This window comes from Crossiella sp. S99.2 (genome assembly GCF_023094165.1).
Lineage (GTDB): Bacteria > Actinomycetota > Actinomycetes > Mycobacteriales > Pseudonocardiaceae > Crossiella.
This window is the reverse complement of sequence record NZ_JALMDK010000008.1, coordinates 403,634-427,523: the sequence shown is the minus strand read 5'-3', so window position 1 is coordinate 427,523 and position 23,890 is coordinate 403,634. Positions and strand designations below refer to the sequence as shown.

The window sequence follows — 23,890 nt, the reverse complement described above, 5'->3', positions numbered from 1 at the left end:
GTCCAGCCCAACGCATGCACACCCTGCTCACCAAGCATCGCTAGCCCACCACGATGCAACCACCACTAGAAACCGCCCAACGGCCAACACGGGGATGGGGTGCTCAGGCGTCGAGCATGTCCGCGGTGACGACGCTCTCGGTGTCGCCGACGCCGAGTTCGCGGGCCTTCTTGTCGGCCATCGCCAGGAGACGCCTTATGCGGCCTGCCACCGCGTCCTTGGTCATCGGGGGTTCGGCGAGCTGGCCCAGCTCCTCCAGGGATGCCTGGCGGTGTGCCAGGCGCAGTGCGCCGGCGGCGACCAGGTGGTCGGGGACGTCGGCGCCGAGGATGTCCAGGGCGCGTTCGACCCTGGCGGCGGCGGCGACGGCGGCGCGGGCGGAGCGGCGCAGGTTGGCGTCGTCGAAGTTGGCCAGCCGGTTGGCGGTGGCCCTGACCTCGCGGCGCATCCGGCGTTCCTCCCAGGCCAGCACGCTGGAGTGCGCGCCGAGCCGGGTGAGCAGCGCGCCGATGGCGTCGCCGTCGCGGACCACGACCCGGTCGGCGCCGCGCACCTCGCGGGATTTGGCCTGGATGCCCATCCGCCGGGCCGCGCCGACCAGCGCGAGGGCTGCTTCGGGGCCGGGGCAGGTGACTTCCAGGGCGGAGGAGCGGCCGGGTTCGGTGAGCGAGCCGTGGGCGAGGAAGGCGCCCCGCCAGGCGGCCTCGGAATCGCAGGTGCCGCCGCTGACCACATGCGCGGGCAGGCCCCGCACCGGACGGCCCCTGGGGTCCAGGAGACCGGTCTGGCGGGCCAGGCCGTCGCCGTCCTTGACCACCCGGACCACGTACCGGGTGCCCTTGCGCAGCCCGCCCGAGGTGATCACGTGCACGTCGCTGATGTGCCCGAACAGTTCCTGGATCTCCTTGCGCAGCCTGCGCGCGGCCGATCCGGTGTCGATCTCGGCCTCCACCACGACGCGGCCGGCCACGATGTGCAGGCCGCCGGCGAAGCGCAGCAGCGAGGACACCTCGGCCCGGCGGCAGCAGGTCTTGGTGACAGCGAGACGGCTCAGCTCGTCCTTGACCGACGCGGTCATCGCCATGGCTGGCCCTCCTTGAGTGCGCCGGATCCCGGTCCGCGTGGACCGGGGATCTCGGCTAGTGCTTCTTGCAGACTCACCGCGAGCGCGGCCGGATCGTGCCGGTCCGGGGCGCCGTGGTGGCAGATCTTGCGCAGGGTGGTGACCGCGCCGAGCGCGGCGGCGGCCCGGCGCAACCGGTCCGGGGTGGACACCGAGTCGACGTCGGCGACCACCGCGTCCACCCGCAGCCGCGGCGCGTGCTCGGCCAGCACGTGGAGGTGCTGTTCCGGGGAGAAGCCCTCGGTCTCCCCCGGCTGTGGCACCAGGTTGAGCACGACGACCTTGCGCGCGGCGGTGTCGACCAGGGCTTCGTGCAGTTCGGGCACGAGCAGGTGCGGCAGCACGCTGGTGAACCAGGAGCCGGGTCCGAGCAGCACCACGTCGGCCTCGGTGACCGCGGTGACGGCCTCCTCGCAGGCCTTGGGCGCCTCAGCGCCGGGGGCGGCGCCTTGCAGCCGGACTCGCTGGACCCGGCCGGGGGTGCTGGCCACGGCGACCTGGCCGCGGATCCGGCGCACCGATTTCGGGTCGTCATCGAGGCCGACCACATCGGCTTCGATGTCCAGCGGCACCCGGCTCATCGGCAGCACCCGTCCACGCACTCCCAACAGTTTGCGCACCTCGTCCAGCACCGCCACCGGATCGCCGAGCACCTCCAGCAGCCCGGCCAGCACGAGGTTGCCCACCGCGTGCCCGGCCAGCGCGCCCGATCCGCCGAAGCGGTGCTGGAACACGTCCGTCCACAGTAGACGATCTTCGTCCGGGTCCGCCAACGCGGTCAGCGCCTTGCGCAGGTCGCCCGGTGGCAGCAGGCCCAGTTCCCGGCGCAGCCGCCCGGAGGAGCCGCCGTCGTCGGCCACCGTGACCACGGCGGTGACGTCGTCGGTCAGCCGCTTGAGCGCGGACAGCGTGGCCTGCAGGCCGTGGCCGCCGCCCAGTGCGACGGCCCGCATCGGCCTGCCCGGATTTCCGTTGGGTACCAGCGTCACTCCCGCCCCAGGTCCCGGTGCACGACCTTGACCGCCATCCCGTCCTCCTTGGCCAGCAACCCGGCGAGCTGCTCGGAGATCGCCACACTGCGGTGCTTACCACCCGTGCAGCCGATCGCCAGGGTCAGGTACCGCTTGCCTTCGCGGCGGTACCCGGCGCCGATGAGCCGCAGCAGCTCGTGGTAGCGCTCCAGGAACTCCTCCGCGCCCTCCTGGGAGAGCACGTAGTTGCGCACCGCCTCGTCCAGGCCGGTGAAGTCGCGCAGTTCCGGGATCCAGAACGGGTTGGGCAGGAACCGCACGTCCATCACCAGGTCGGCGTCCATCGGCAGGCCGTACTTGTAGCCGAAGGACAGCACGGTCACCCTGGTGCTGGCCGAGGTCTCGGTGCCGAAGGCGTCCTCGATCTTGGCGCGCAACTGGTGCACGGACAGGGCCGAGGTGTCCAGCACCAGGTCTGCCTCCTCCCGCAACGGAGTGAGCAGCCTACGCTCGTTGGCGATGCCGTCGGAGAGCCGCCCGTCGCCCTGCAGCGGGTGGCCGCGCCGGACGTGCTCGAAGCGGCGGATCAGCACCGCGTCGGTGGCTTCCAGGAACAGCACCTTGGGCTTGTAGCCGCGGGCGTCCAGGTCCTTGATCACCGCGGCCAGGTCGTCGGTGAACGCGCGGCTGCGCACGTCCATCACCACCGCGACCCGGGAGATGACGCCCTGGGCCTGGGCGCCCAGTTCGACCATGGTGGCGACCAGTTCCGGCGGCAGGTTGTCCACCACGAACCAGCCCAGGTCCTCCAGGCATTTGGCGGCGGTGCTGCGGCCGGCCCCGGACAGGCCGGTCACCACCGCCACCTCGACGCCGGTCTTCTCCTCGGTCACCCGTCCTCCTGCCGTCCCGGGACCGGTTCGGTCACCGTGGTTGTCTTCTGCGTGGCCTTGTTCTCCGTGCCCTGCAACGCCGCCAGCACGGCCAGCGCGGTCTGCCGTCCCACCCCCGGCACCTCGGTGAGCGCCTCGACGGTGGCGGCGCGGAGCTTGCGCACCGAGCCGAAGTGCTTGAGCAGCGCGGCCTTGCGGGATTCGCCGAGTCCCGCCACCTCGTCCAGGGCCGAGGTGGTCATCCGCTTGGACCGCTTCTGCCGGTGGTAGCGGATGGCGAAGTCGTGAGCCTTGTCCCGAATCTCCTGCACCAGGTACATCGCCGCGCTGTTGCGGGCCAGGATCACCGGATCGGGGTCGGCGGGCAGCCAGACCTCTTCCAGGCGTTTGGCGATGCCGATCACCGCGACATCGCTGATCTCCAGCTGGGTCAGCACCTCGGCGGCGGCGTTGACCTGCGGCGCGCCCCCGTCGATGACGAGCAGGTTGGGCGGGTAGGCGAAGCGGCGCGGTCGTCCGGTGGTGGGATCGATGCCGGGCCGGGCCTCGGTGTCGGCGTCGACCTCGCCGGTGGCCGGGGCGGTGCGGGCGATCTCCTCGACGTCGGCGCGGTGCCGGGCGAAGCGGCGGCGCACCACCTCGGCGATGGAGCCGACGTCCCCGCCGACATCGCCGGTCTCGGCGTCGCCCTTGATGGCGAAGTGCCGGAACTCGGATTTGCGGGCCAGGCCGTCCTCGAAGACCACCAGCGAGGCCACCACGTCGGTGCCCTGGATGTGGCTGACGTCCACGCATTCGATCCGCAGCGGCGCGGTCTCCAGCCCGAGCGCGTCCTGGAGTTCTTGCAGGGCAAGGGATCGGGCCGTGAGGTCGCCGGAGCGGCGGAGTTTGAACTGGGTGAACGCCTCGGCCGCGTTGCGCGCCACGGTCTCGGCCAGCGCGCGCTTGTCCCCGCGCTGGGGCACCCGCAGCTGCACCCGGGAGCCGCGCAGTCCGGAGAGCCAGTCGGTGACCGCTTCGGCGTCCGGGGGCAGTTCGGGCACCAGGACCTCGCGCGGCACCGCCTCGGCCGCCCCGCCGCCGTCGGCGGCCTCGCCGAGTTCGTCCTGTTCGCCGTAGAACTGGGTGAGGAACTGCTCGACCAGGCCGGGGGTGTCGACCTCCTCGACCTTGTCGATGACCCAGCCGCGCTGGCCGCGGACCCGGCCGCCGCGCACGTGGAAGACCTGCACGGCGGCGGCGAGTTCGTCCTGGGCGAAGGCGATCACGTCCGCGTCGGTGCCGTCGCCGAGCACCACGGCCTGCTTCTCCATGGCCCGGCGCAACGCGTCCAGGTCATCGCGCAACCGGGCGGCCTTCTCGAACTCCAGTTCCTCGGCGGCGGCCTGCATCTGTTTCTCCAGGCGGCGCATCATGGTGTCGGTGCGGCCGGAGAAGAAGTCGCAGAAGTCCTCGACGATCTCCCGGTGTTCCTCGGCGCTGACCTTGCCGACGCAGGGCGCGGCGCATTTGTCGATGTAGCCGAGCAGACAGGGGCGGCCGATCTGGCTGTGCCGCTTGAACAGTCCGCTGGTGCAGGTGCGCGCGGGGAAGACCCGCAGCAGCAGGTCGATGGTCTCGCGCAGCGCCCAGGCGTGCGAGTACGGGCCGAAGTAGCGCACGCCCTTGCGGCGCGGGCCGCGGTAGACCTGGAGCCGCGGGTACTCCTCGCCGACGGTGACCGCGAGCATCGGGTAGGACTTGTCGTCCCGGTAGCGCACGTTGAACCGGGGGTCGAACTCCTTGATCCAGGAGTACTCCAGTTGCAGCGCCTCGACCTCGGAGGACACCACGGTCCACTCCACCGAGGCGGCGGTGGTGACCATCTGCCGGGTGCGCGGATGCAGCCCGGCCAGGTCGGCGAAGTAGGAGGAGAGCCGGCTGCGCAGGCTCTTGGCCTTGCCGACGTAGATGACCCGTCCGGTGCCGTCGCGGAACTTGTACACGCCGAAGGAGTCCGGGATGGTTCCGGGCGCTGGACGATAGGTGGACGGATCGGGCACGCCGTAAGACTACGGCGACACACCGACAGCGGATCGCCTGGTCGGCTAGATCAGCACTATCCGCTCCCCGTCGACCTTGACCGGGATCTGGGTGAGCCCGGCCTTGGCCGGTCCCTTGCGCGCTTCGCCGGTCTCGCCGTCGAAGAGGCTGCCGTGCGTCGGACAGTCGATCACGCCGCCGACCGGTGGGCTGACCAGGTTGCCCCGGTGCGGGCAGCGCGGGTCGAAGGCGCGCACCGTGCCGTCCTTGGTGCGCACGATGAGCAGGATGCCGTTGCCCTCGGTCTCCACCAGCGCGCCGCCGGTGGCGGGCAGCGCGGAGAGCCTGGCCAGTTCGGCGCCGGGTTTGGCGGTGCCGGTGCCGCCGGTGCGCGGCGGTTTCCCGCTGCCGCAGGCGGCGGCGGTTCCGGCCAGGGCGAGCAGTCCACACAGGACCGTGCGACGGGACAGCGGTGGCGGCGGCATGCCGGACATCCTAAGAAGGGTGTCTAGTCTTCGGGCCGGTCGAGCCGGGCCAGGATCTCGGGGTCGCAGCCGCGGTCGGCGGCGGCGCGGCTGGCGGCGTCCCGGTCGCCCTCCCAGAGCAGGATCTCCACCAGTACGGTGTTGCGCCGCTGGTCGTCCTCGCCGGGCTGACGCAGCCAGCGCAGCACCCGCTGACGTTCGCGGTCCCAGGCCTTGGCGTGATCGGCGACCGCGCGCAGCCGGAGGAAGGCGTCCAGGCCGGGGCGGGCGCGGAAGGCGGTGCGGCGCAGTTCGACCGCGCGGTCCAGCCTGCCCAGCCGGACGCACTGGTCCACGGCGAGGTCCACCAGGCGGGGCACCGCGCCGGTGCCCTTGGCGGCGACCAGGCCGCGTTCCACCCAGGCCAGGGCCTGCTCACTGCGTCCGGCGGCCTCGAGTTCGGAGGCGATGCGCAGGTACTGCCAGGCGGTGGACAGGTCGGTGGCCAGGATCTGCACGGTGAGGTCGGGATCGCCGGTGTGCTCGGCGAGTTCGTGCACCAGCCGGGTGACCGCGGCGCGATGCCGGTCGTAGCGGCCGGTCTGGCCGAAGCGCACGGTGGGCAGGCCGCGGCAGGCGGCTTCGGCGCCCTGCCGGTAGTAGCCGAGTCCGGCGGCGCCGAGCGCGTCCGTGTACTCGGTGAGCCGCACCTCGGGGCCGTCCGGGTGGGCCAGTTGCAGCCGGATCAGCCAGCCGGCCAGCCGGTAGGGGTCGGGGCGGACCAGGCGGCAGGCGATGGCGTGCGCGACCAGGGCCCGCTGGGCCAGGTCGGCCAGTTCGTCCCAGTGGCCGCTGGCCTGGTGCGCGGCCCCGGCGAGGACCTCGACGACCTGTTCGGCGAACTGCACGGCCTCCTGGGCGCGGCCGTCGGAGACGAGGTCGTGCAGGGACTGGACCACCTGGTGCAACCGTTGCCAGTGCGCGGTGTCGTCCTGGTGCCCTGGCGGGGACAGCGAGCCGTGGAGGGTGCTGCGCAGCGCAGCCACATCGTGGAACTCGTCCCCTGCCCGGCCCGCCACGAGGAGATGAAACCGCACGGGTGAGCACTCCCGCGCGGGCTTGACCCCGTTCAGCGCAACGGATGCGACCAGGTGGCCCAATCAGGTGCGGCTAGGCGGCCGAGCGCAGTGCGGCGGGCGCGGTCAGCGTCCACACCGCGTGCGCGATCGCGTTGGTGTTGCGGGAGAGCGCGGCCGCGTTGACGTTGTTCACCCCGTCGCAGGAGCGGTGGTAGCAGGGGTCGAACGCCTGGCCGGCGGTGCCGCCCCACTTCTGTGCCTGCGCCGCGCTCTTGCGGACCTCGGCGCCGGTGAAGGTGCCACCGGTGGCGATGCCCGCGCGGGCGAAGGCGGCGTGGTCGGACCGGCCGCCGACGCTGGTCTGCTCGGTCTGCACGCCCGCGCCGCGGAAGTAGTTCTCCAGCAACGTGGTCAGCGCCGCGGACCCGGTGGGCTGGCCTGCGCTGCTGTAGACGAAGTAGCCGGGGTTGGGCGAGCCGATCATGTCGAAGTTGAGGTATGCCTTGATCTGGGCCTTCTGCGCCGCGGACAGGCTGGCGACCCAGCGGGTGGAGCCGATCAGCCCGAGTTCCTCCGCGCCCCACCAGCCGAAGCGCAGGTGCTTGGTGGTCTTGAGCTGCTGCTTGGCCACGGTCAGCGCGACCTCCAGGAGGCCGCTGGAGCCGGTGCCGTTGTCGTTGATGCCCGCGCCGGCGGAGACGCCGTCGAGGTGGCCGCCGAACATGATGGTGTTGTTCTCATCGCCGCCGGGCCAGTCGGCGATCAGGTTGTAGCCGGTGGCGCCGCTCTGAGTGAAGGTGTGCACGGTGGTGCGGAATCCGGCGGCGTCCAGCTTGCCCTTGACGTAGTCCACCGAGGCTTTGTAGCCAGGTCGCCCGTGGGCCCGGTTGCCGCCGTTGGCCGCGGCGATCTTGCCGAGTTCGGTGAGGTGCGCCTGGATGTTCGCGGTGGGAATGGTCGGCGGCGCGGCGGGCGCGGCCGCGGTGGCGGTGCCGGCGATGCCGCTGACGACCAGTGCGGCGGTGGCCGTCACCGAGCCGAGAACGAGTCGGAGTTTCACGCGGACCTCCCGATCGGGCTGATCGCGCAGGGTTGCGATCAGCTGCACGGCGAGTGTCGAACGGGCGTGACCGTGGGCGGTACCCGACTTTTGTCGGAAACAGTTAGCGGTATTGCGATGAGTGCATACGGTGCAGAACGGAAAACGCCGCCTCCGCTGCTGCGGAGACGGCGTCCCTGGGCTGGTGTTACTTGGTTTCGCCGTCGCTGAGTTCGGTCGAGTCGCCCGGGGTGGCCGGGGGTTCCGGCGCGGGCGCCGGGTCCACGACCGCGGGCGGGATGACCGGCGGGACCACGGCGACCGAGGAGCGGCCGGGTGGCGGCACGTCGGTCTGGGCGACCGCGGTGGCTTCCTTGACCGCGCGGGCGATCTCCGGGTCGGGCGCGGTGTCGAACCAGGAGGCGATCGACTCGTCGTCCTCCTCCGGCCTGGACTCGGTGTCCGGCGGCGGGGCCTCGTAACGGAAGACGCCGTCCTCGCCCTTGCTGCCGAACATCTTCGCGAAGCCCTGCAGCGCGTCGCCGAACTGGCTGGGCACCATCCACACCGTGTTGGAGTCGCCCTGGGCCATCTGCGGCAGCGTCTGGAGGTACTGGTAGGCCAGCAGTTCCGGCGTCGGCCGGCCCGCCTTGACCGCGGCGAAGACCTTCTCGATCGCCTTGGCCTGGCCCTGGGCCTGCAGGTAGCGCGCGGCCCGCTCGCCCTGCGCCTTGAGGATGCGGCTCTGCCGCTCGCCCTCGGCGGAGAGGATCGCGGCCTGCTTGCCACCCTCGGCGGCCAGGATCTGGGCCTGCTTCTGGCCTTCGGCGGTCTTGATGGAGGACTCGCGCTGGCCTTCGGCGGTGAGGATCATGGCGCGCTTCTCCCGGTCAGCGCGCATCTGCTTCTCCATCGAGTCCTGGATGGAGGGTGGCGGGTCGATCGCCTTCAGCTCCACCCTGGCCACCCGGATGCCCCAGCGGCCGGTGGCCTCGTCGAGCACGCCGCGCAGCTGGCCGTTGATGGAGTCACGCGAGGTCAGCGTCTGCTCCAGGCTCATGCCGCCGACCACGTTGCGGAGCGTGGTGGTGGTGAGCTGCTCGACGCCGATGATGTAGTTGGAGATCTCGTAGACCGCCGCCCTCGGGTCGGTGACCTGGAAGTAGACCACCGTGTCGATGGACACCGTGAGGTTGTCCTCGGTGATCACCGGCTGCGGCGGGAAGGAGACGACCTGCTCGCGCAGGTCGATCCGGGCCCGCACCCGGTCCAGGAAGGGCACCAGGACGTTGAGTCCGGGGGCCGCGACCGTGCGGAAGCGGCCCAGCCGCTCGATGACCGCCGCCTGCGCCTGCGGGATGACCAGCACTGCCTTGACGACAGCGACCAGCACCAGCAGGACTATGACGGCGACGACTACAACCGCGCCCACTCCAGCCTCCAACGCCTCAGCCTTCCGCCCACACGACCGCGGTCGCTCCAGCGATATCCATGACGGTGACGGCCCGTCCGACCTCGATCACCTGCGTCTCGTCGTAAGCGCGGGCCGACCAGATCTCGCCACTGAGTTTCACCTGTCCACCGTGAGCGTCCACAGTGGACAGTACTACTGCCTTGCCGCCGACCAGCGCTTCCACGTTGGTTTTCACATGGTCCCCGGCCAGCATCCGGCGGCGCAGCGCGGGCCGGACGGCCGCGAGCAACACGACCGAACTGACCGCGAACACCGCGACATCGACCCACAACACGTCGATCACCGCCGCGGATCCGGCGGCCGCCAGGGCCGCGACGCCGATCATGAGCAGCACGAAGTCACCAGAAAGCACTTCCGCTGCCAGAAGCAGGACTCCGGCTACCAGCCAGACCAGGGCGGCCATGTCGCCATCGTGGCAGAGTGCGCCACCCGTTGCCGACCGTGACCAGCCGCCGTGACCGACGTGTGATCTACCGGGCGACAGTTCTCACCCGATCCGGGATCACCCCCGCGAACCCACAGTGACGAAGTCAATTAGCCGTTCCACCGCACCGACCAACGGCGTCTCCAAGTCCCGAAACCCCCGAACCCCGGACAGCACCCGCCGCCACCCCGCGGCCGGTTCCCCCCACCCCAGCTCAGCACACACCCCGGTCTTCCAGTCCTGTCCCCGGGGAACCACCGGCCACTCCCGGATCCCCACCGAGCCAGGCTTGACCGCCTGCCAGATATCCACGTACGGGTGACCCGTGACAAGCACATCCGGGTGAGCCGCCCCCGCGACGATCCGAGATTCCTTGCTCCCCACCACAAGGTGATCCACCAACACCCCCAACCGCCGCCGCCCCCCAGGCCCGAACTCGGCCACCCGCGCGGCCAACTCGTCAATCCCGCCAAGGGGTTCGACCACCACCCCCGCCACCCGAAGGTCATGCCCCCACACCCGCTCGACCAGTTCCGCGTCGTGGATGCCCTCGACCCAGATCCGGCTGGCAGCAGCGGTCTTCGCCCGCAGCCCGTCAACCCGGACCGACCCAGAAGCGGAAGCGACGGGTTTGGCGGGCGCGGCGACCGGTTTGACCAGCGTCACCGGCTGCCCGTCGAGGAGGAAAGCGGCAGGCCGCAACGGGAAAAGCCGCTGCCGCCCATGCCGGTCCTCCAGCACGACGTTGGCGCCCTCGACCCGGAGAACGGCGCCACAGAAGCCACTGGCCGGATCCTCGACGACGAGATCCGGGTCGGCGGGGACTTCCGGGACGGCGCGGCGTTTGGGACCGCCGGCGAGCACGTCACGTCCGTAGGGATCGGATGGGGAGGGGCGCACGGGCGCTAGGGTAGTCGGGGCGTGGATGGGCTCGGCGGACTGCGGCGGGTGGGCTCGGCGCTGGCCGGTGAACTGCCGTGGCTGGTCCCTGGAGTGGGTCGACGAACTGCGGTGGATGGTCCCTGGAGTGGGCCGGTGAACTGCGCCGGTTTTGGCTGGCGCGGGGCGGTGACCTGCGGTTGGTGATTTGGTCCTGGTCGGAAGGCAACCTTTTCGGCGCGAAAAGCGTTCCGCAGAGGAAGCGGCGGGCGGGGCGGGGAAGACGCGGGCCGGGCTGGTGTGGATCGGAGCAGCCAGGCGGGGCAGGACGGCGCTGGCAGGACGGCGCTGGCCGAGCCGGACGGCGCAAGCCGGAGCGACGCTGGCCGCGACAGGCCGGGCCGGGCAGCGCGGGTCCGGAGCGTGGGCTGCGCGGGGCAGGCCGGAGCCAGGCCAGGTTGGAGCAGCCGGGCGCGGGTCCGGACGGGTAGCCGGGCGCGAATCGGGGCGAGCGGCCAGGCGAGCCGGAACGGGTGGGTGGCCAAGCGGGTTGCTGGGCGGGCCGCCGGGTGCTGGGTGCGCGGGGCGGCGACCCGCCGGGCCAGGGCCTAGTAACCTTTTGTGGTGCCTTGTGCCTCCGCGACCATGGCGGTCTGGACCTCCGCGTGGCTGAACGGTGCCGCGGCCTCCGATGACGTGCTCGACGCCCTCCTGGCGTGGGGCGAACTCCAGGAGGTCGCCGCGGGCGACGAACCCGCCGCCGAACGGTTCGACCTGCCATTGCCCGGCGATCGCCCGGTCGGGCCCGCCCTGCTGCTGGCCTGCCTGCGCCGGTCCGGGGCGAGCACCGGCGGGCTGGTGCTGCCCGCGCCGGGTGACGTGCGTGGGCTTGGTGGGCCGGGGCCGTTCGGGGTGGCCGCGTTGCGGGCCGGGGAGGCCGTGGTGCTGCCCTCGGCGGCGGTGGGGCTGGTGCCGGCGGAGGTCGCCGAGGGTGTGTTGCGGTGGTCGGTGTTCACCCTGCCCACTCCCCCGCACCTGGAGCACGTCGGCATCGGCGAGGCCGAGCACGGCATGACGGAGGCGGTCCGCGCGGCCGCGGCGACCCTGGTGTCGCTGGACGTGGCCCGGCACCGCCCAGGCGTGCGCACCGAGATCGACGCCGCTCTGCGCGCCCGCCCGCGCACCCCGTGGCCGCCCGGCATGCCGGGCCGCGCGCTGCGGGTGCTGGAGCGGGCCGCGGAGGTGGCCGCGATCGTGCGGGCGGCGATGAGCGATCCGGACGGTGGCGCGGTCTCCGCCTCGGCCGCGCGCGCCCGCACGGCGGCGTTGAAGCCGCTCTCCGACGCGGTCCGCTCGGCTCGTTGCGCCGCGGTCACCGAAGCCGTCCGCCAGCTCGCGAACCAGGCCGGTCGCCACTAACTCCGGCTCAGCGACCGCCGAGCGGACCGCGAACGTGGCGTCCCGTTCCGGCAAACACACCGACGGCTCCGGCACACGCACCGGCGGCCGCACTGGCACGGGCGGCCAAACCGGCCCACTCCGGCAAACACGCCGTACGACAGCGGCCAAGGCGGCGTCCCACAACGGCCAACACACCGTCCAGATCAGCCAACTCACCGTCCAGATCGGCCAACTCACCGTCCACAACGGCCAACTCACCGTCCGTATCGGCGAACACTCCGGCGGGGCGGTGGCCGTGGCGGAGTGTTCGCCGTTGGGTTGGCGGGTGGGGGCGGGGGTCAGGGGGTGGGGCGGGGGCGGGTGGGGGGTTCGCAGCAGCGGGGGGCGCAGGGGGTGCCGTTGCGGGTGCAGCCTGCTGCGGGGAGGGGGGAGAGTTTGCGGGGGGTGGTGTTGTGGGTGTGTTCGCGGATCAGGTCGACGATGAGGTGGGCGAAGCGGGGGTCTGGGCCGGGGGTGGCGGCTCGGGTGAAGGACATGCCGTGTTCGGTGGCTCGGTCCTTGGCTTCGGCGTCGAGGTCCCAGATGACTTCCAGGTGGTCGCTGACGAAGCCGATGGGGCTGACGACGAGGGCCTGGACGCCCTGGGCGTGCAGGGTGTCTACGTGGTCGACGATGTCGGGGGCCAGCCAGGGGATGTGGGGTGGGCCGGAGCGGGATTGCCAGACCACGTCGTACTCGGGCACGCCGACGGCCTCGGCGACCAGTCGGGCGGCTTCGGCGATCTGGCGGGAGTAGCGCCGGCCGCCTTCTTCGGGCGGGCCCGCGGCCTCGTCGGCGGAGGTGGGCACCGAGTGGGCGGTGAAGACCAGGCGGGCCTGGTCACGCTGGTCGGCGGGCAGCTCCGCGTAGGCCGCGCGGACTGCGTCGGCTACCGCGTCGACGAAGAGTGGGTGGTCGAAGAACTGGCGGAGTTTGACCAGGTCGAGGGCCTCGTCCACGGCGGTGCGGGCGCGGGTGATGTCCTCGTCGTACTGGCGGCAGGCCGAGTAGCCGCCGTAGGCGCTGGTCGGGAACACCAGCGCCGTGCGGATGCCGTCGGCGACCATCTTGGCGGCGGTGTCCTCCACCATGGGGTGCCAGTTGCGGTTGCCGAAGTAGACCGGCAACGTCATGCCCTGCCTGGCCAGTTCGGCGCGCACCGCGTCGATGATGGCCAGGTTGAGCCGGTTGATCGGCGAGACGCCGCCGAAGTGCAGGTAGTGCTGGGCGACCTCGTCCAGGCGTTCCGGCGGGACCCCTCGGCCCCTGGTGACGTTCTCCAGGAACGGCCGGACGTCCTCGGGCCCCTCCGGCCCGCCGAAGGACAGGAACAGCAACGCGTCGAAGCTCACCGGACAATCCTGCCCCCGCGCCGGATCTCGCACCGGGCGGGGGCAGGGTTGTCAGCCAGTTGTCAGTCAGTCACCGACGGCGTGCATGCCGCCGTCGACCATCACCATGGAACCGGTGGTGGCCGGGAACCAGTCGGACAGCAGCGCGCAGATGGCCTTGGCGGCCGGGGTGCGGTCGGAGGTGTCCCAGCCCATCGGGGCGCGCTTGGACCACAGGTCGTTGAAGTCGCTGAAGCCCGGGATGGACTTGGCGGCCATGGTCTCCAGGGGGCCCGCGGCGACCAGGTTGACCCGGATGCCCTGCGGACCCAGCTCGCGGGCCAGGTACTTGGTGCAGTTCTCCAGGGCGGCCTTGGCGAAGCCCATCCAGTTGTAGCTGCTCCAGGCGACCCTGGCGTCGAAGTCCATGCCCACGATCGAACCGCCGCCCTCCATCAGCGGCAGCACCGCCTTGGCCAGGGCCTTGAGCGAGAACGCCGAGGTGTGCACGGCGACGGAGACGTCCTCCCACGGCACGTCCAGGTACTTCTCGCCGAGGCAGGACGGCGGGGCGTAGCCGATGGAGTGCAGCACCCCGTCCAGCGCCGGGACGTGCTCGCTGATCTTCCCGGCGAGGGTGTCCAGGTGCTCCTGGTTGGTGACGTCGAGTTCGATCACCGGCGCGGGCTTGGGCAGGCGCTGCGCGATGCGCTCGACCAGCCGCAGCCGCCCGAAGCCGGTGAGCACGACCTCGGCCCCCTGCTCCTGGGCGATCCTTGCGGCGTGGAAGGCGATGGAGGCCTCGGTGATCACTCCGGTGATCAGCACCCGCTTGCCTTCGAGCAGTCCGGTCACGTGCTCTTCCTCCGAGTCGACCTAGTCAAGAAGTGGTGGTTGCTAAGGCTTTAGCCTGGCAGAACGGGTCAGTGACCCATGCCCATGCCCCCGTCGACCGGCAGCACCGCGCCGTTGACGTAGGAGGCGCCGTCGGAGGCGAGCCAGGTGACCGCGGCCGCGACCTCCTCGGTCTTGCCCGCGCGCCGGGCCGGGACGGTGACCAGCTGCTCCTTGAGGCTTTCGGCCAGGTGCGCGGTCATGTCGGTCTCGATGAAGCCGGGCGAGATGACGTTCGCGGTGATGTTGCGCGAGCCGAGTTCCCTGGCGATGGAGCGGGCGACGCCGACCAGGCCGGCCTTGCTCGCGGCGTAGTTGACCTGACCGGCCTGGCCGGAGAGGCCGACCACCGAGGAGATGAAGATCATGCGGCCCCAGCGCTTCTTCAGCATGCCGGAGGCCGCGCGCTTGGCGACCCGGTAGGCGCCGGTGAGGTTGGCGTCCACCACCTTGGTGAAGGACTCCTCGGACATGCGCAGCAGCAGCACGTCGTCGACGATCCCGGCGTTGGACACCAGCACCTCTACCGGGCCGTGCTGGGCCTCGACCTCGCTGAAGGCGCGGTCGACCTGCGCGGCGTCGGTGACGTCGCACTGCACCCCGAACAGGCCCTCGGGCGCGCCGGAGCCGCGGTGGGTGATGGCGACCTTGTCGCCCTGCTCGGCGAAGGCACGGGCGATCGCCAGGCCGATGCCTCGGTTGCCGCCAGTGACCAGTACCGACCTAGACACCGTGGGTCCTCCATGACTCGCGCGGTTGCTGCTGCGGACGGCGTCAGGCTAGTCGGTCGCCTCGAACCCGCAGGAAAAGGCATCGAAGATGCGTAACCAGCGCATCCGCGCGGCCGCGCGCGGTCTCACCCCGGCGCGGTCGCCGCGGGTGGCCATGGAGCATGCGGAAAAGGGGACGCGACCCATTCCGGGTCACGCCCCCGATCAATTCCGGGGAATTCAGCAGTACAGGTTGCCGCCGGGCGCGACACCGATGATGCCGGTGAAGCGCTGATAGTTGCTGACCCGGCTCTGCACCTGTCCGGGGTTCTTGCCGTCGCATTCCAGTGAACCATTGATGCTGCGAATGGTCTGGCCGAAGCCGCGGCTGTTCACCATGGCGTTGTGCGGGGTCATCGTGCCCGGCCCGTTCTGGGTCATCCAGTACCAGATCGCGGTGCGCCAGGAGACGGTGGCGTCGTTCTGCACCAGCCAGGGGTTGCCCAGCAGGTTGACCCCCAGGTAGTCACCGGCGGCCTTGTAGTTGAAGTTCCAGCTCAGCTGGATCGGCCCGCGCCCGTAGTAGGCGGCCTGCCCGGCCGGACAGCCGTAGGGCCTGCTGCGGTCGCAGTAGTGCGGGTAGTTGGCGGTGTTCTGTTCCACCACGTGCCGCAGCCCGCCGGTCTCGTGGCTGACGTTGGCCAGGAAGGCGGCCAGTTCCTGCCGCTGCACGGTGGCGCTGCCCTGGTTGGCGAAGGCCCCAATCGTTTGGGCGGCGTTGCGCAGGCCGGCGTAGGTGTAGAAACCGTTGCGGCTGGGGAACATCTGGTTGAACTGGCCCTCACTGATCATGAAGGCGGAGGGCGCGGCCGCGGCGGGGACCGCGACCACGAACCCGGCCGCGGACAGCACGGCGACCAGCAAGCCGAGAAGACGACGTCGCATAACACGCTCCTAGCTGCACAGGGGAAATGCGCGAGGCGGACCTCGCGAATTCGCAGTAGGACAGCACCGGACACCACGGAAGTGCGAAGCGCAGGGGTGGCCCCACAACCACTTCCGGGCGGCGGTGGCGACAGGTTCCGAACAACTGCGGGACCCATTTCGCCACAGGTGCGCGGCGGGCGGAAGTAACTTAAGTAGGGAGTTCGTAAATTTGGTCTGGACCATCGAATCCGGGGGCGTCCAAATGGGGTACTCGGACGAGTCCGGCGCGCAGTGCGACCCGGTGTGAGGCGTGGTTGTCCGGGCGCACCCTGGCGATGACCGGCTGGCCGGGCAGCTCGGTCCGGGCCCAGGTCACCACGGCCGAGGCCGCCTCGGCGCCGAGTCCGGCGCCCCAGGCGGCCGGGGCGAGCCGGTAGAGCAGGTTCAGCACCGGGCGTCCGGGTAGTTCCATGCGTTTGAGGCCGCAGAACCCGATCGGGTCAGTCGTTGCCGGGCGGCGCAGCACCCAGTAGCCGAAGCCGTGCCGCCGCCAGTGCTCGTCCCAGCGCCCGAACAGCTCCTCCGCCTCGGCGCGGCTACTCAGGGCATCGCCGGGGTTGTGCGCGCAGGCCAGGGGGTCGGCGTGGATGGCCAGGATCGCGTCGACGTCGCCCGCGACCGGCCGGCTCAGGACCAGCCGGCCGGTGCGCAACTCGGCGGTCATGGTCAGAGGCGGACCGGGTAGACCGGTTCGGGCACGTCGACCTTGATCCGGTGTTCGATGAAGATGCCGTGCCAGATCATGAAGCTGAGCACCGCCCAGAGCTGGCGGCTGCGGTCGCGCTCGCCGGTCTTGTGCTCGGCGAGCATGGCGAAAACGGCCTTCTTGTCCAGGATCTCGTCGGTCTTGGAGTCGGCGATGATGCCCCAGGCCCAGTCGTGCATCTCCTCCCGCAGCCAGTGCCGGATGGGCACCGGGAAGCCGAGTTTGCGCCGGTTGAGCACGTGCGGCGGGATGATCTTGGCCAGGGCCTGGCGCAGCGCGTACTTGGTGGTGCCACCGGCCAGTTTCTGGTCCAGGGGCACGGTGGAGGCGACCTTGAAGACCTCCATGTCCAGGAACGGCACCCGCAGTTCCAGGGAGTTGGCCATGGTGACCTTGTCGGCCTTGGTCAGGATGTCCCCGCGCAGCCAGGTGAACAGGTCCACGTGCTGCATCCGGGCCACCGGGTCCCAGTCCTTGGAGATCCGGTACCAGGGCTCGGTGATCTCCTTGAAGCCAATGCGTTCGTCGTAGTGCCGCAGCACGGCGCGCAGCTGCTCGTCCCGGAAGTTGCGCGCGTTGCCGTAGTAGCGCTCCTCCAGGGTGAGCGCGCCGCGGCGCAGCAGGTCCTTGCCGCGCACGCCCTCGGGGATCTTGGTGGAGACCTTGCCGAGCACCTTGCGCAGGCTGCCGGGCATCTTCTCGAACGGGGCCAGGGACAGCGGTTCGCCGTAGACGGTGTAGCCGCCGAAGAGTTCGTCCGCGCCCTCCCCCGACAGCACCGCCTTGACGTGTTTGCGGGCCTCGCGGGCGATGAACCACAGCGGCACCAGCGCCGGGTCGGCCACCGGATCGTCCAGGTACCAGATGATCAGCGGCATCGCCTGCATCATCTCCTGCGCGGAGACGGTGCGGACCACGTGCCGCACGCCGATCGCGGCCGCGGTCTCGGCGGCCACGTCGACCTCGGAGTAGCCCTCCCGCTCGAACCCGGCGGTGAACGCGATCAGGTTGGGGTTGAACTGTTTGGCCAGGGTGGCGGTGGCGGTGGAGTCGATGCCGCCGGAGAGGAACGCGCCGACGGTGACCTCCGGGTCGGAGATCATGTGCTTGCCCACCGAATCCCGCATGACATCGGCGATCCGCTGGTACAGCGCGTCCGCCTCGGCCTCCCCATTCACCGGCCGCGCGGTGAAGGTGGGGTTGAAGTAGCGGGCGAACTCCAGCTGCCCACCGGGCCGCAGCCGGAACGCGGTGCCGGACTCGACCCGGCGGATGCCGGTGTGCAGCGATTCGGGCTCGGGCACGTACTGGAGCACCAGGTAGTGCTGCAACGCGGTGAGGTCGAGTTCCTCGGCCACCCCGAGCACCCCGGAGAGTTCCAGGAGGCTCTTTTTCTCGCTGGAGAAGGCGATCCCGCCGGGACCGGCGGAGTAGTAGAGCGGCTTGATGCCGAACTGGTCGCGCGCGCCGAAGACGATCCGCTCCTGGGCGTCCCAGATCATGAAGGCGAACATGCCGCGCAGCTTGGGCAGAGCGGCAGGGCCGAGGTAGTGGTAGGCGGCCACGATGGACTCGCCGTCGCCCTGGGTGCGGAACCGGGCGCCGAAGCGGGCGGTCAGCTCGGCGCGCAGCTCGCGGTAGTTGTAGATCTCGCCGTTGAAGTTGAGCGTGTACCGGTTGGGCGCCTCGGGCGGGCCCCACACCAGGGGCTGGTGCGAGTGTTCGAGGTCGATGAAGCCGAGCCGGTTGAAGCCGTAGACGACCTCGGCGTCGGCCCAGGTGTCGTGCTCGTCGGGTCCACGGTGCCGCTGGCAGCGCATGGCCGCTCCGACCGCGCCGCGGGCGTTGGCCGCCTGGGCGGGGGTGGCGCAGATCAGTCCCAGCACTCCGCACACGTGGGGATTCACCTCGGGTTGCTCGTCGGGCCGGAAACTCCAGTATCCCGGGCGACCGGGTGGCGCCCGCCGACGGGTTACCTCAAGCGGAGGTAAGTTCTGCCCGCCGCCGCTTGCTGATCAGCGCGTTTGCCCACACCGTGACAGGCGTCTCAAGGAGGGCACATGTCGGTAGGCGTCAGCGCGGACGTCCCCAGCGGCGGGGGCAAACAGGGTGAACGGCGGGTCGTGGCGAATGTGCTGCGCGGCTCGATCGGCAACCTGGTGGAGTGGTACGACTGGTACGTTCACACAACGCTCTGACCTGCGGGTTTCCGCATGTGAGCGTCGGTGAGTCTCGGTGAGTCTCGGTGACACACCGCCCAGGTCAGGCCCTGAATTCCAGTGGCGGGATGTGAGTCTCGGTGAGCGTCGGTGAGTCGACCTCCGTCCCAGAATCTGTCCCAGATGTCCCAGACGACTGTCCATTGTGGACGATGGTGAGCGTCGGAGGCGTCGGACCGTTGAGCGCTGCTCGCGCACGTGCCGCCATGGCCGGGGTGAGCGAGGCGTAGTCCTGGGTCTGGTCCAGCGATGCATGCCCGAACAGCAAGGCGATCGTCCACGGGTCCACGTTGGCCTCGGTCAGGAGCTGCCAGAACCCGCGCCGCGCGGAGTAGGGCGACAGCCGCGGCAGGCCGGCCGCCCGCCACGCCTGGGCGACAGCGTTGGCGAACACCTGGTTCACCAGCGGAGCTTTCGTAGTCGGCGTCCGGAAGGCCAGGTCAGCGAGGCACTCACCGTATGGACGATGTTCGAGACCGCACGTGGGCGCGGGTGGGTGCAGCTCGAACCACAGGCGCCAGGCGTCCACGGCATGGCCGCTGAGCACGCTCCATCGCTCCGCCCCGTCCTTCGGGTACGGCTTGATAAACCGGGATGGCTCGTCACGGATGCCCTTCTTCGCGGGAAGATAGACCAGGACATCCCGAATGAGGACAGCCCCGTTGTCCAGGTCCAAATGATTCCGATGCAGCCCCCCGAACTCACCGGGCCGCGTGCCCATTTGCCTGGACATCCCGAGCGCGAATTGATAGTGCGGATGCAGGTGAGGAATAAGTCGCTCCATGTAGTCCTCGCCCAGAGTGTTCTTCGGCAGCACAGTCTGCTTGGGACTGGGGAGTTTAATTTTGATACACGGACTTGCGTCTAGCGCACCCTCCTCGACGGCAGCGATTAGCGATGTCCTCAGCAGCGAGTAGATACGGTGGCCCGTCTTGGGGGCCATTCCGGGCCTTCCAATGTTGAGGCCGTCAACCCACTTCTGCACGTCGGTTCGCCGGATCCGGTTGAGCGGAACTTCGCCCCATCGCGGCACCAGCCAGCGCAGAGCTATGTCCATCTCGCGCTGGTTGGTTGACTCTTCGATGGTGCGGTCGCCCCACCAGATGTCCAGCAGCCAGACGCGATACAGGGTTGTCGGCGGCACCCTGCGATCACGGTTGGTCGCAACCCGCCGCGCCTTGACCTCCAACTCTTGAGCTGCCGCCTTAGCTTCCCGCTTGGTCTTGAAATAGGGCGCTTTGGTATGGCACTTCTTCCCGTTGGCATCCCGGTAAACACCCCGATAACGCTTTGTCTTGCCTGGCAATTGTTCCGCACTTGCCATGATGCTCCCTTGTTCGAGCGAATCATGTGACGCAGGGCCGGCAACCCGACCCCGGGCAAGCCGGGAGAATAGCGGAGCCTCTGCTCCCACCAAGCAGAGGCTTCCCTAACTAGCCGCCAACTCCCGGGCGATCAATCGGAGGACCACCTCCTCGGGCACCCTGCGGTCCACCCAGATGGTGACTCGGTCACCGTTCCGCACCGACCAGAAGTCAGGAGTTGGCAGATCGGTTATGTGGAGTTCGAGCAGCTGCACGTCTCCTCCGCCTCTCTCGCCTCATGGCGAGGGCGGACGGTACGCCCAGCAAAAGGAAAACGCGGCAAACGGTTGCCTAAACCACCCAGAAGGCGCACAAAGCATTGCTGACCTGCAACAATGCGATAGGCCTAGATAACTATTTCAGCACGCAGCTAACGTCCAGAGTCACCGGGACGATCAGCCTCGCCCCCGTCGTCGAGTTCCTGGATCTTCGCGCGCACGAAGTCCAGCAGCGCCTGGCGCTCCGCCGGCGTGCGGTCGCCGGTCAGCGTGATCCACGCCTGCACGTCCGACGCCCCCGAGTCCACCGGCACTCGCTCGAAGCCAAGCGACTCGTCCACGGCATCCAGGACCGCGCGGACTTCGACGCCCAACGCCGCGGCCACGGCGCGGATGGTGTTGGGAGCCGGGTACTGCTGAATCTCGCGCCGAGTCAGGTTGAACAAGGCATTGCCGGTCAGCTCATGACCGGCCACGCGAGCGCGACCAGCAAGCTTCTCGTAGCTGAGTCCGAGTTCGCCCTTGCGGGTGTTGATCAGGTCGCTCAGGTTCACGGCCCTGTGTACCCCCGTCTGCCCTCGGATCATCAACTCCGAGTTTACGTCGTGACCGAATCGTGTCATCAACACCCTGTTGACGCCAGCCGCCACGCGGGTTAACGTCCTGGTGTCATCAACAGTGTGTTGATGACCTAAGGACATCAACCTGCCGTGGAGGCACACCGTGAGTTTTATCAGCGTCACGGTCCGCGACCTCAACACGCTGCGCAGATCGGTCCCGGCCACTCGGGGCGCCCAGCAGGCACTTGCCAACGCTGCCGGCGTTTCGGCGACACGGATCACGACACTCCTCAGCGGCGAACGCCTGCGGCTGAGGGTGCCGGTAGCCCGCCTGATCGAGATGGAACTGGGTGCCACGCCCGGTGACCTCTTCGTACTGGCCCCCGAGGACTACGAGGCGATTCGTGACTACCTCCCCCGTGCGGAGGTGCGCCGTGCCAGCTAGGGAAGACGACTCGTGGCTCACCGTCCCCCAAATCGCCAAGCACACCGGCCGCCACCCGCAGACCATCCGAGCCGCCCTGCGGAGCGGCGAACTCAAGGGAGTGCAGCGGGTCGAAGGCGGCATCTGGCGTGCCCTGCTCTCCGCCGTTGACCAGTGGGTTGACCCGAGCTTGGCCCGTTCGCGCCGCCGTCGCGCCGCCTGATCCCCGGTCCGGCTGGCGATCACCCCGAGACGCCAGCCGGACCGGCCCCACTCGACCAGTTCCCCGTTCATACGCGAGCCGCCCGCGCGCTGCGTCACCAGCGCGGACGAGCGGCCCGCCCCACCAGGAGAGGTACCTCCCGATGGACAACCCGAAGGTTACCGAGCGGCCCGGAGGGCTCGCCACGCTGGCCCGGCAGATCCGGCGCCTGCACGAGTCCGGTGCGCTCCACCAGGCCAGCACCAGGGACCAGCTCACGGCCCCGGCCGCTGCCGTCTCGCCGTGGTTCGCCGCGGCCACGACCACCCGGGCGGGGGTCTGACCATGCAGACCACCACCACCACCATCCCCGCCGTCCACCTGGACCAGGCCGACAACTGCACCCACTGCGGCGAGCACGCCTCCGTACACATCCGCCGCGGCGAGATCCTGGCCCCGGCCACCTTCCACCACGGCGAGCTGGCGCTGACCGCGCCGGTTGCGGCGGTGGCGTGATGACCACCGCGACCATGCTGCCCCGGCTGCGGGCGATCACCGCGCACATCGACCGCCACGAACTCCACCAGGCGGGCTCGGTCAGCATCACCATCCACCCCGACAACGACGACATCGTCATCGGCACGCACCACGGCGACGACAGGCTGCGGATGGCGGCCGCCTGGTACGAGTCCTTCACCGGGGCAATGATCTTCGGCCAGAGCCGGACCGTCGGCCACACCTGCCTGCACCTGCGCACCCTGCTGGAGGGCTGGGACACCTGGATGGTGCTGAACCTGGATGGTGCGGCCGCGACGGTCGCGACCGCGCGCTTCGAGCTGGACGCCCGCGATGAGCACGGCTGGCTGGAGAACCAGCCGGTGGATGTGGCCGTGCTGCGGACGTGGGCCGCCGAGGGTCTTCCGGCGGTGGTGGCGTGATGACCGCCCCCGCCACCACCGACAACGGGCGCGGCCTGCGCTGTGCCCTCCTGGCCCACCACCGGTTCCCGGTCGTGGCCACGACGACGACCAGGTCCCCACGCACGAAGACCAGCAGGGTGCAGGCCTACTGCGGGATCTGCGCGAGCTGCGTGCACTGCGGGCAGCTCGGCGCCATTCTCGACACCAGCGGCCGCGTGCTCTGCCGTGCCCACCACGACCCCGAGTCCGGGGCGTGGTTCACCGAGCTGACCCACTTCCCCGAGGCGTTCTGCACGGTGGCCCACCAGCCCCCGCGACCGGCCGTGGCCGCACTGGCCACCTGCACCAGCAACGGCACGGTGCGCCTGGACCGGAGCACCCGTCTGTGCCGGGACTGCGCCATGTGCGCCCGTCCGGACTGCACCGGCGAGGGCGTACAGCTCGACATCGAGGACCGCCCGAGGTGCTTCGAGCACCGTCACGACGAGGTCCGCACGGCCGGGCAGACGGACATGCTGGTGACGTCCATGCAGCACGCCTGGTACTTCGAGCTGCTGCGGGACGGTGCGTGATGCCCAGGACCGTGCTCGACACCATGACCCTGGCCGAGGCCTCCGCCGAGCTGCGCGCGGCGGGCTACACCGTGCGCACCCTGGCCGCCTCGGCCGCGGTGATCGCGACCCTGCACGCCGGGGACCTGCGGGCCTCGGTACTGCTCGACCCCGACACCGCGGTGCCCGCCGTCGCCCTGCACCGCACCAGCCAGGGCACGACCGCGCGCCTGTTCGAGCGCGACACCCGCATGATCGGCGGCCGTCTCCTCTCCTACACCCTGGTCTCCGCGGTCGGTCACGCCCGCGCCCTGGCCCGTCAGCTCGGCGTGGGGGTGGCGTGATGACCACCCCGCTGCACATCGGCGACCGCATCCCGCTGCCCCCGCACACCATGTGGGCGTTCGGGTTGCCCGGTGGCCGCCGGATGGACGGCTGCACCGCGCAGGTCACCCGGATCGGCCCGCCGATGCCGACCTGCGGGCTGGCGCCGCTGGTGGTGCTGACCTGCCCGGAGATCCCGGCCCTGCCCGAGTGGATGCTGATGGCCGCCGACCGCGAGGCGCTGGCTGCCCAGCTCGACCGGGCACGGTGGATGACCGCCCGCCGCACCTGGACGGCCGTCTGCCGCACCTGGGAATCCACCCGGCCCCACCGGGAGTTCGCCGCCGCTGTGGCCACGGTGACCGGGCTGCTGCTGGTGCTGGTCGTCATCGCCTGGCAAACCCTGGCCCCGCACGGCATCGGCCCCGCCGAAGCCCTCCTCGGCGGCCTGGTGCTGGCCACCGCCACCGCCGCGGTGTGCCGGATGCTGCGCCGCCGGAGCCCCCGGTGAGGCGGGACCGCGCCCGCGGCCGCGGGCGCCTGGCGTATGCGGGCGCGGTCCTGCGCGCGTTGTTCTTCCCCGTCCTGTTCGGGTTCGCCCTCGGCCTGGTCCTGGCCGGTGTTCCCGTGCTTGCCCTCATGACCGGCTGGGGCACCTGATGCCCCAGCCAC

General features: G+C 70.4%; 29 protein-coding genes. 11 read left to right on the top strand and 18 right to left on the bottom strand.

The window, feature by feature from the left end; genetic code table 11:
* Positions 1-103: 103 nt before the first annotated feature.
* From whiA to MZC64_RS30575, 10 genes are all read right to left on the bottom strand, one after another.
* Positions 104-1,084, bottom strand: coding sequence for a DNA-binding protein WhiA (whiA, locus tag MZC64_RS30620; protein ID WP_247762810.1), 981 nt, complete (start codon positions 1,082-1,084; stop codon positions 104-106).
* On the bottom strand, positions 1,075-2,076 hold the full coding sequence (yvcK, locus tag MZC64_RS30615) for a uridine diphosphate-N-acetylglucosamine-binding protein YvcK (RefSeq protein ID WP_247762854.1): 1,002 nt from the start codon (positions 2,074-2,076) through the stop codon (positions 1,075-1,077). The genes whiA and yvcK overlap by 10 nt, the downstream gene beginning before the upstream one ends.
* A gap of 32 nt (positions 2,077-2,108) precedes the next feature.
* Positions 2,109-2,987 (bottom strand): RNase adapter RapZ, encoded by an 879-nt coding sequence (gene rapZ, locus MZC64_RS30610; protein ID WP_247762803.1) that lies wholly within the window; start codon positions 2,985-2,987, stop codon positions 2,109-2,111.
* Positions 2,984-5,029 (bottom strand): excinuclease ABC subunit UvrC, encoded by a 2,046-nt coding sequence (gene uvrC, locus MZC64_RS30605; protein ID WP_247762801.1) that lies wholly within the window; start codon positions 5,027-5,029, stop codon positions 2,984-2,986. The genes rapZ and uvrC overlap by 4 nt, the downstream gene beginning before the upstream one ends.
* Positions 5,030-5,074: 45 nt before the next feature.
* Positions 5,075-5,503, bottom strand: a complete 429-nt coding sequence (locus tag MZC64_RS30600; RefSeq protein ID WP_247762800.1) for a Rieske (2Fe-2S) protein — start codon at positions 5,501-5,503, stop codon at positions 5,075-5,077.
* A gap of 14 nt (positions 5,504-5,517) precedes the next feature.
* Positions 5,518-6,570 carry a hypothetical protein gene (locus MZC64_RS30595; protein WP_247762799.1) on the bottom strand — a complete coding sequence of 351 codons (1,053 nt, stop codon included), beginning with the start codon at positions 6,568-6,570 and terminating at the stop codon, positions 5,518-5,520.
* Positions 6,571-6,643: 73 nt separating this feature from the next.
* Positions 6,644-7,612: a M28 family metallopeptidase gene (locus tag MZC64_RS30590; protein ID WP_247762798.1), complete on the bottom strand. Its 969-nt coding sequence runs from the start codon at positions 7,610-7,612 to the stop codon at positions 6,644-6,646.
* A gap of 187 nt (positions 7,613-7,799) precedes the next feature.
* The gene (locus MZC64_RS30585; RefSeq protein WP_247762797.1) at positions 7,800-9,023 is read right to left on the bottom strand and encodes an SPFH domain-containing protein; all 1,224 of its coding nucleotides are present in this window, start codon (positions 9,021-9,023) and stop codon (positions 7,800-7,802) included.
* 16 nt (positions 9,024-9,039) lie between these two features.
* On the bottom strand, positions 9,040-9,468 hold the full coding sequence (locus tag MZC64_RS30580) for an NfeD family protein (RefSeq protein WP_247762796.1): 429 nt from the start codon (positions 9,466-9,468) through the stop codon (positions 9,040-9,042).
* A 99-nt stretch (positions 9,469-9,567) separates the two neighbouring features.
* Entirely contained in the window at positions 9,568-10,389 is an 822-nt protein-coding gene (locus tag MZC64_RS30575; protein WP_247762795.1) for a DUF3097 domain-containing protein, read from the bottom strand.
* Positions 10,390-11,013: 624 nt separating this feature from the next.
* Between MZC64_RS30575 and MZC64_RS30570 the strand changes: the two genes are divergently transcribed.
* Complete coding sequence (locus MZC64_RS30570) at positions 11,014-11,787, top strand: hypothetical protein (RefSeq protein WP_247762852.1); 774 nt, start codon at positions 11,014-11,016, stop codon at positions 11,785-11,787.
* A 320-nt stretch (positions 11,788-12,107) separates the two neighbouring features.
* Here MZC64_RS30570 and MZC64_RS30565 read toward each other — a convergent pair whose 3' ends face one another.
* From MZC64_RS30565 to asnB, 6 genes are all read right to left on the bottom strand, one after another.
* Positions 12,108-13,160, bottom strand: coding sequence for a ferrochelatase (locus MZC64_RS30565; RefSeq protein ID WP_247762794.1), 1,053 nt, complete (start codon positions 13,158-13,160; stop codon positions 12,108-12,110).
* A 66-nt stretch (positions 13,161-13,226) separates the two neighbouring features.
* The gene (fabI, locus tag MZC64_RS30560) at positions 13,227-13,994 is read right to left on the bottom strand and encodes an enoyl-ACP reductase FabI (protein ID WP_247762793.1); all 768 of its coding nucleotides are present in this window, start codon (positions 13,992-13,994) and stop codon (positions 13,227-13,229) included.
* 68 nt (positions 13,995-14,062) lie between these two features.
* A complete protein-coding gene (gene fabG, locus MZC64_RS30555; RefSeq protein ID WP_185003583.1) occupies positions 14,063-14,764 on the bottom strand; it encodes a 3-oxoacyl-ACP reductase FabG in 702 nt (233 codons plus the stop codon).
* A gap of 219 nt (positions 14,765-14,983) precedes the next feature.
* A complete protein-coding gene (locus MZC64_RS30550) occupies positions 14,984-15,688 on the bottom strand; it encodes a chitinase (protein ID WP_247762791.1) in 705 nt (234 codons plus the stop codon).
* Between the two features lie 190 nt (positions 15,689-15,878).
* On the bottom strand, positions 15,879-16,394 hold the full coding sequence (locus MZC64_RS30545; protein WP_247762789.1) for a GNAT family N-acetyltransferase: 516 nt from the start codon (positions 16,392-16,394) through the stop codon (positions 15,879-15,881).
* A gap of 2 nt (positions 16,395-16,396) precedes the next feature.
* Positions 16,397-18,331 (bottom strand): asparagine synthase (glutamine-hydrolyzing), encoded by a 1,935-nt coding sequence (gene asnB / locus MZC64_RS30540; protein ID WP_247762850.1) that lies wholly within the window; start codon positions 18,329-18,331, stop codon positions 16,397-16,399.
* A gap of 165 nt (positions 18,332-18,496) precedes the next feature.
* Here asnB and MZC64_RS30535 point away from each other — a divergent pair, with 165 nt between their 5' ends.
* Entirely contained in the window at positions 18,497-18,634 is a 138-nt protein-coding gene (locus tag MZC64_RS30535; RefSeq protein WP_247762787.1) for a hypothetical protein, read from the top strand.
* A gap of 64 nt (positions 18,635-18,698) precedes the next feature.
* On the opposite strand, the gene MZC64_RS30530 is transcribed toward MZC64_RS30535, so the two are convergent.
* Together MZC64_RS30530 and MZC64_RS30525 are read right to left on the bottom strand one after the other, a co-directional pair.
* Positions 18,699-19,979, bottom strand: a complete 1,281-nt coding sequence (locus tag MZC64_RS30530; protein WP_247762785.1) for a tyrosine-type recombinase/integrase — start codon at positions 19,977-19,979, stop codon at positions 18,699-18,701.
* 410 nt (positions 19,980-20,389) lie between these two features.
* Positions 20,390-20,791, bottom strand: coding sequence for a hypothetical protein (locus MZC64_RS30525; RefSeq protein ID WP_247762783.1), 402 nt, complete (start codon positions 20,789-20,791; stop codon positions 20,390-20,392).
* A 169-nt stretch (positions 20,792-20,960) separates the two neighbouring features.
* On the opposite strand from MZC64_RS30525, the gene MZC64_RS30520 reads away from it, so the two are divergent.
* The 9 genes from MZC64_RS30520 to MZC64_RS30480 all read left to right on the top strand — a co-directional run bounded on the left by MZC64_RS30520 (position 20,961) and on the right by MZC64_RS30480 (position 23,878).
* Positions 20,961-21,242 (top strand): hypothetical protein, encoded by a 282-nt coding sequence (locus MZC64_RS30520; protein WP_247762782.1) that lies wholly within the window; start codon positions 20,961-20,963, stop codon positions 21,240-21,242.
* On the top strand, positions 21,232-21,444 hold the full coding sequence (locus MZC64_RS30515) for a helix-turn-helix domain-containing protein (protein ID WP_247762780.1): 213 nt from the start codon (positions 21,232-21,234) through the stop codon (positions 21,442-21,444). The genes MZC64_RS30520 and MZC64_RS30515 overlap by 11 nt, the downstream gene beginning before the upstream one ends.
* 142 nt (positions 21,445-21,586) lie before the next feature.
* The gene (locus MZC64_RS30510) at positions 21,587-21,766 is read left to right on the top strand and encodes a hypothetical protein (protein WP_247762778.1); all 180 of its coding nucleotides are present in this window, start codon (positions 21,587-21,589) and stop codon (positions 21,764-21,766) included.
* Between the two features lie 2 nt (positions 21,767-21,768).
* Positions 21,769-21,939 carry a hypothetical protein gene (locus MZC64_RS30505; RefSeq protein ID WP_247762776.1) on the top strand — a complete coding sequence of 57 codons (171 nt, stop codon included), beginning with the start codon at positions 21,769-21,771 and terminating at the stop codon, positions 21,937-21,939.
* Complete coding sequence (locus tag MZC64_RS30500; RefSeq protein WP_247762774.1) at positions 21,939-22,361, top strand: hypothetical protein; 423 nt, start codon at positions 21,939-21,941, stop codon at positions 22,359-22,361. The genes MZC64_RS30505 and MZC64_RS30500 overlap by 1 nt, the downstream gene beginning before the upstream one ends.
* On the top strand, positions 22,361-22,915 hold the full coding sequence (locus MZC64_RS30495; protein ID WP_247762772.1) for a hypothetical protein: 555 nt from the start codon (positions 22,361-22,363) through the stop codon (positions 22,913-22,915). The genes MZC64_RS30500 and MZC64_RS30495 overlap by 1 nt, the downstream gene beginning before the upstream one ends.
* Positions 22,915-23,238, top strand: coding sequence for a hypothetical protein (locus MZC64_RS30490; RefSeq protein WP_247762771.1), 324 nt, complete (start codon positions 22,915-22,917; stop codon positions 23,236-23,238). The genes MZC64_RS30495 and MZC64_RS30490 overlap by 1 nt, the downstream gene beginning before the upstream one ends.
* The gene (locus tag MZC64_RS30485) at positions 23,238-23,729 is read left to right on the top strand and encodes a hypothetical protein (RefSeq protein ID WP_247762768.1); all 492 of its coding nucleotides are present in this window, start codon (positions 23,238-23,240) and stop codon (positions 23,727-23,729) included. The genes MZC64_RS30490 and MZC64_RS30485 overlap by 1 nt, the downstream gene beginning before the upstream one ends.
* Entirely contained in the window at positions 23,726-23,878 is a 153-nt protein-coding gene (locus tag MZC64_RS30480; RefSeq protein WP_247762761.1) for a hypothetical protein, read from the top strand. The genes MZC64_RS30485 and MZC64_RS30480 overlap by 4 nt, the downstream gene beginning before the upstream one ends.
* Positions 23,879-23,890: the final 12 nt, after the last annotated feature.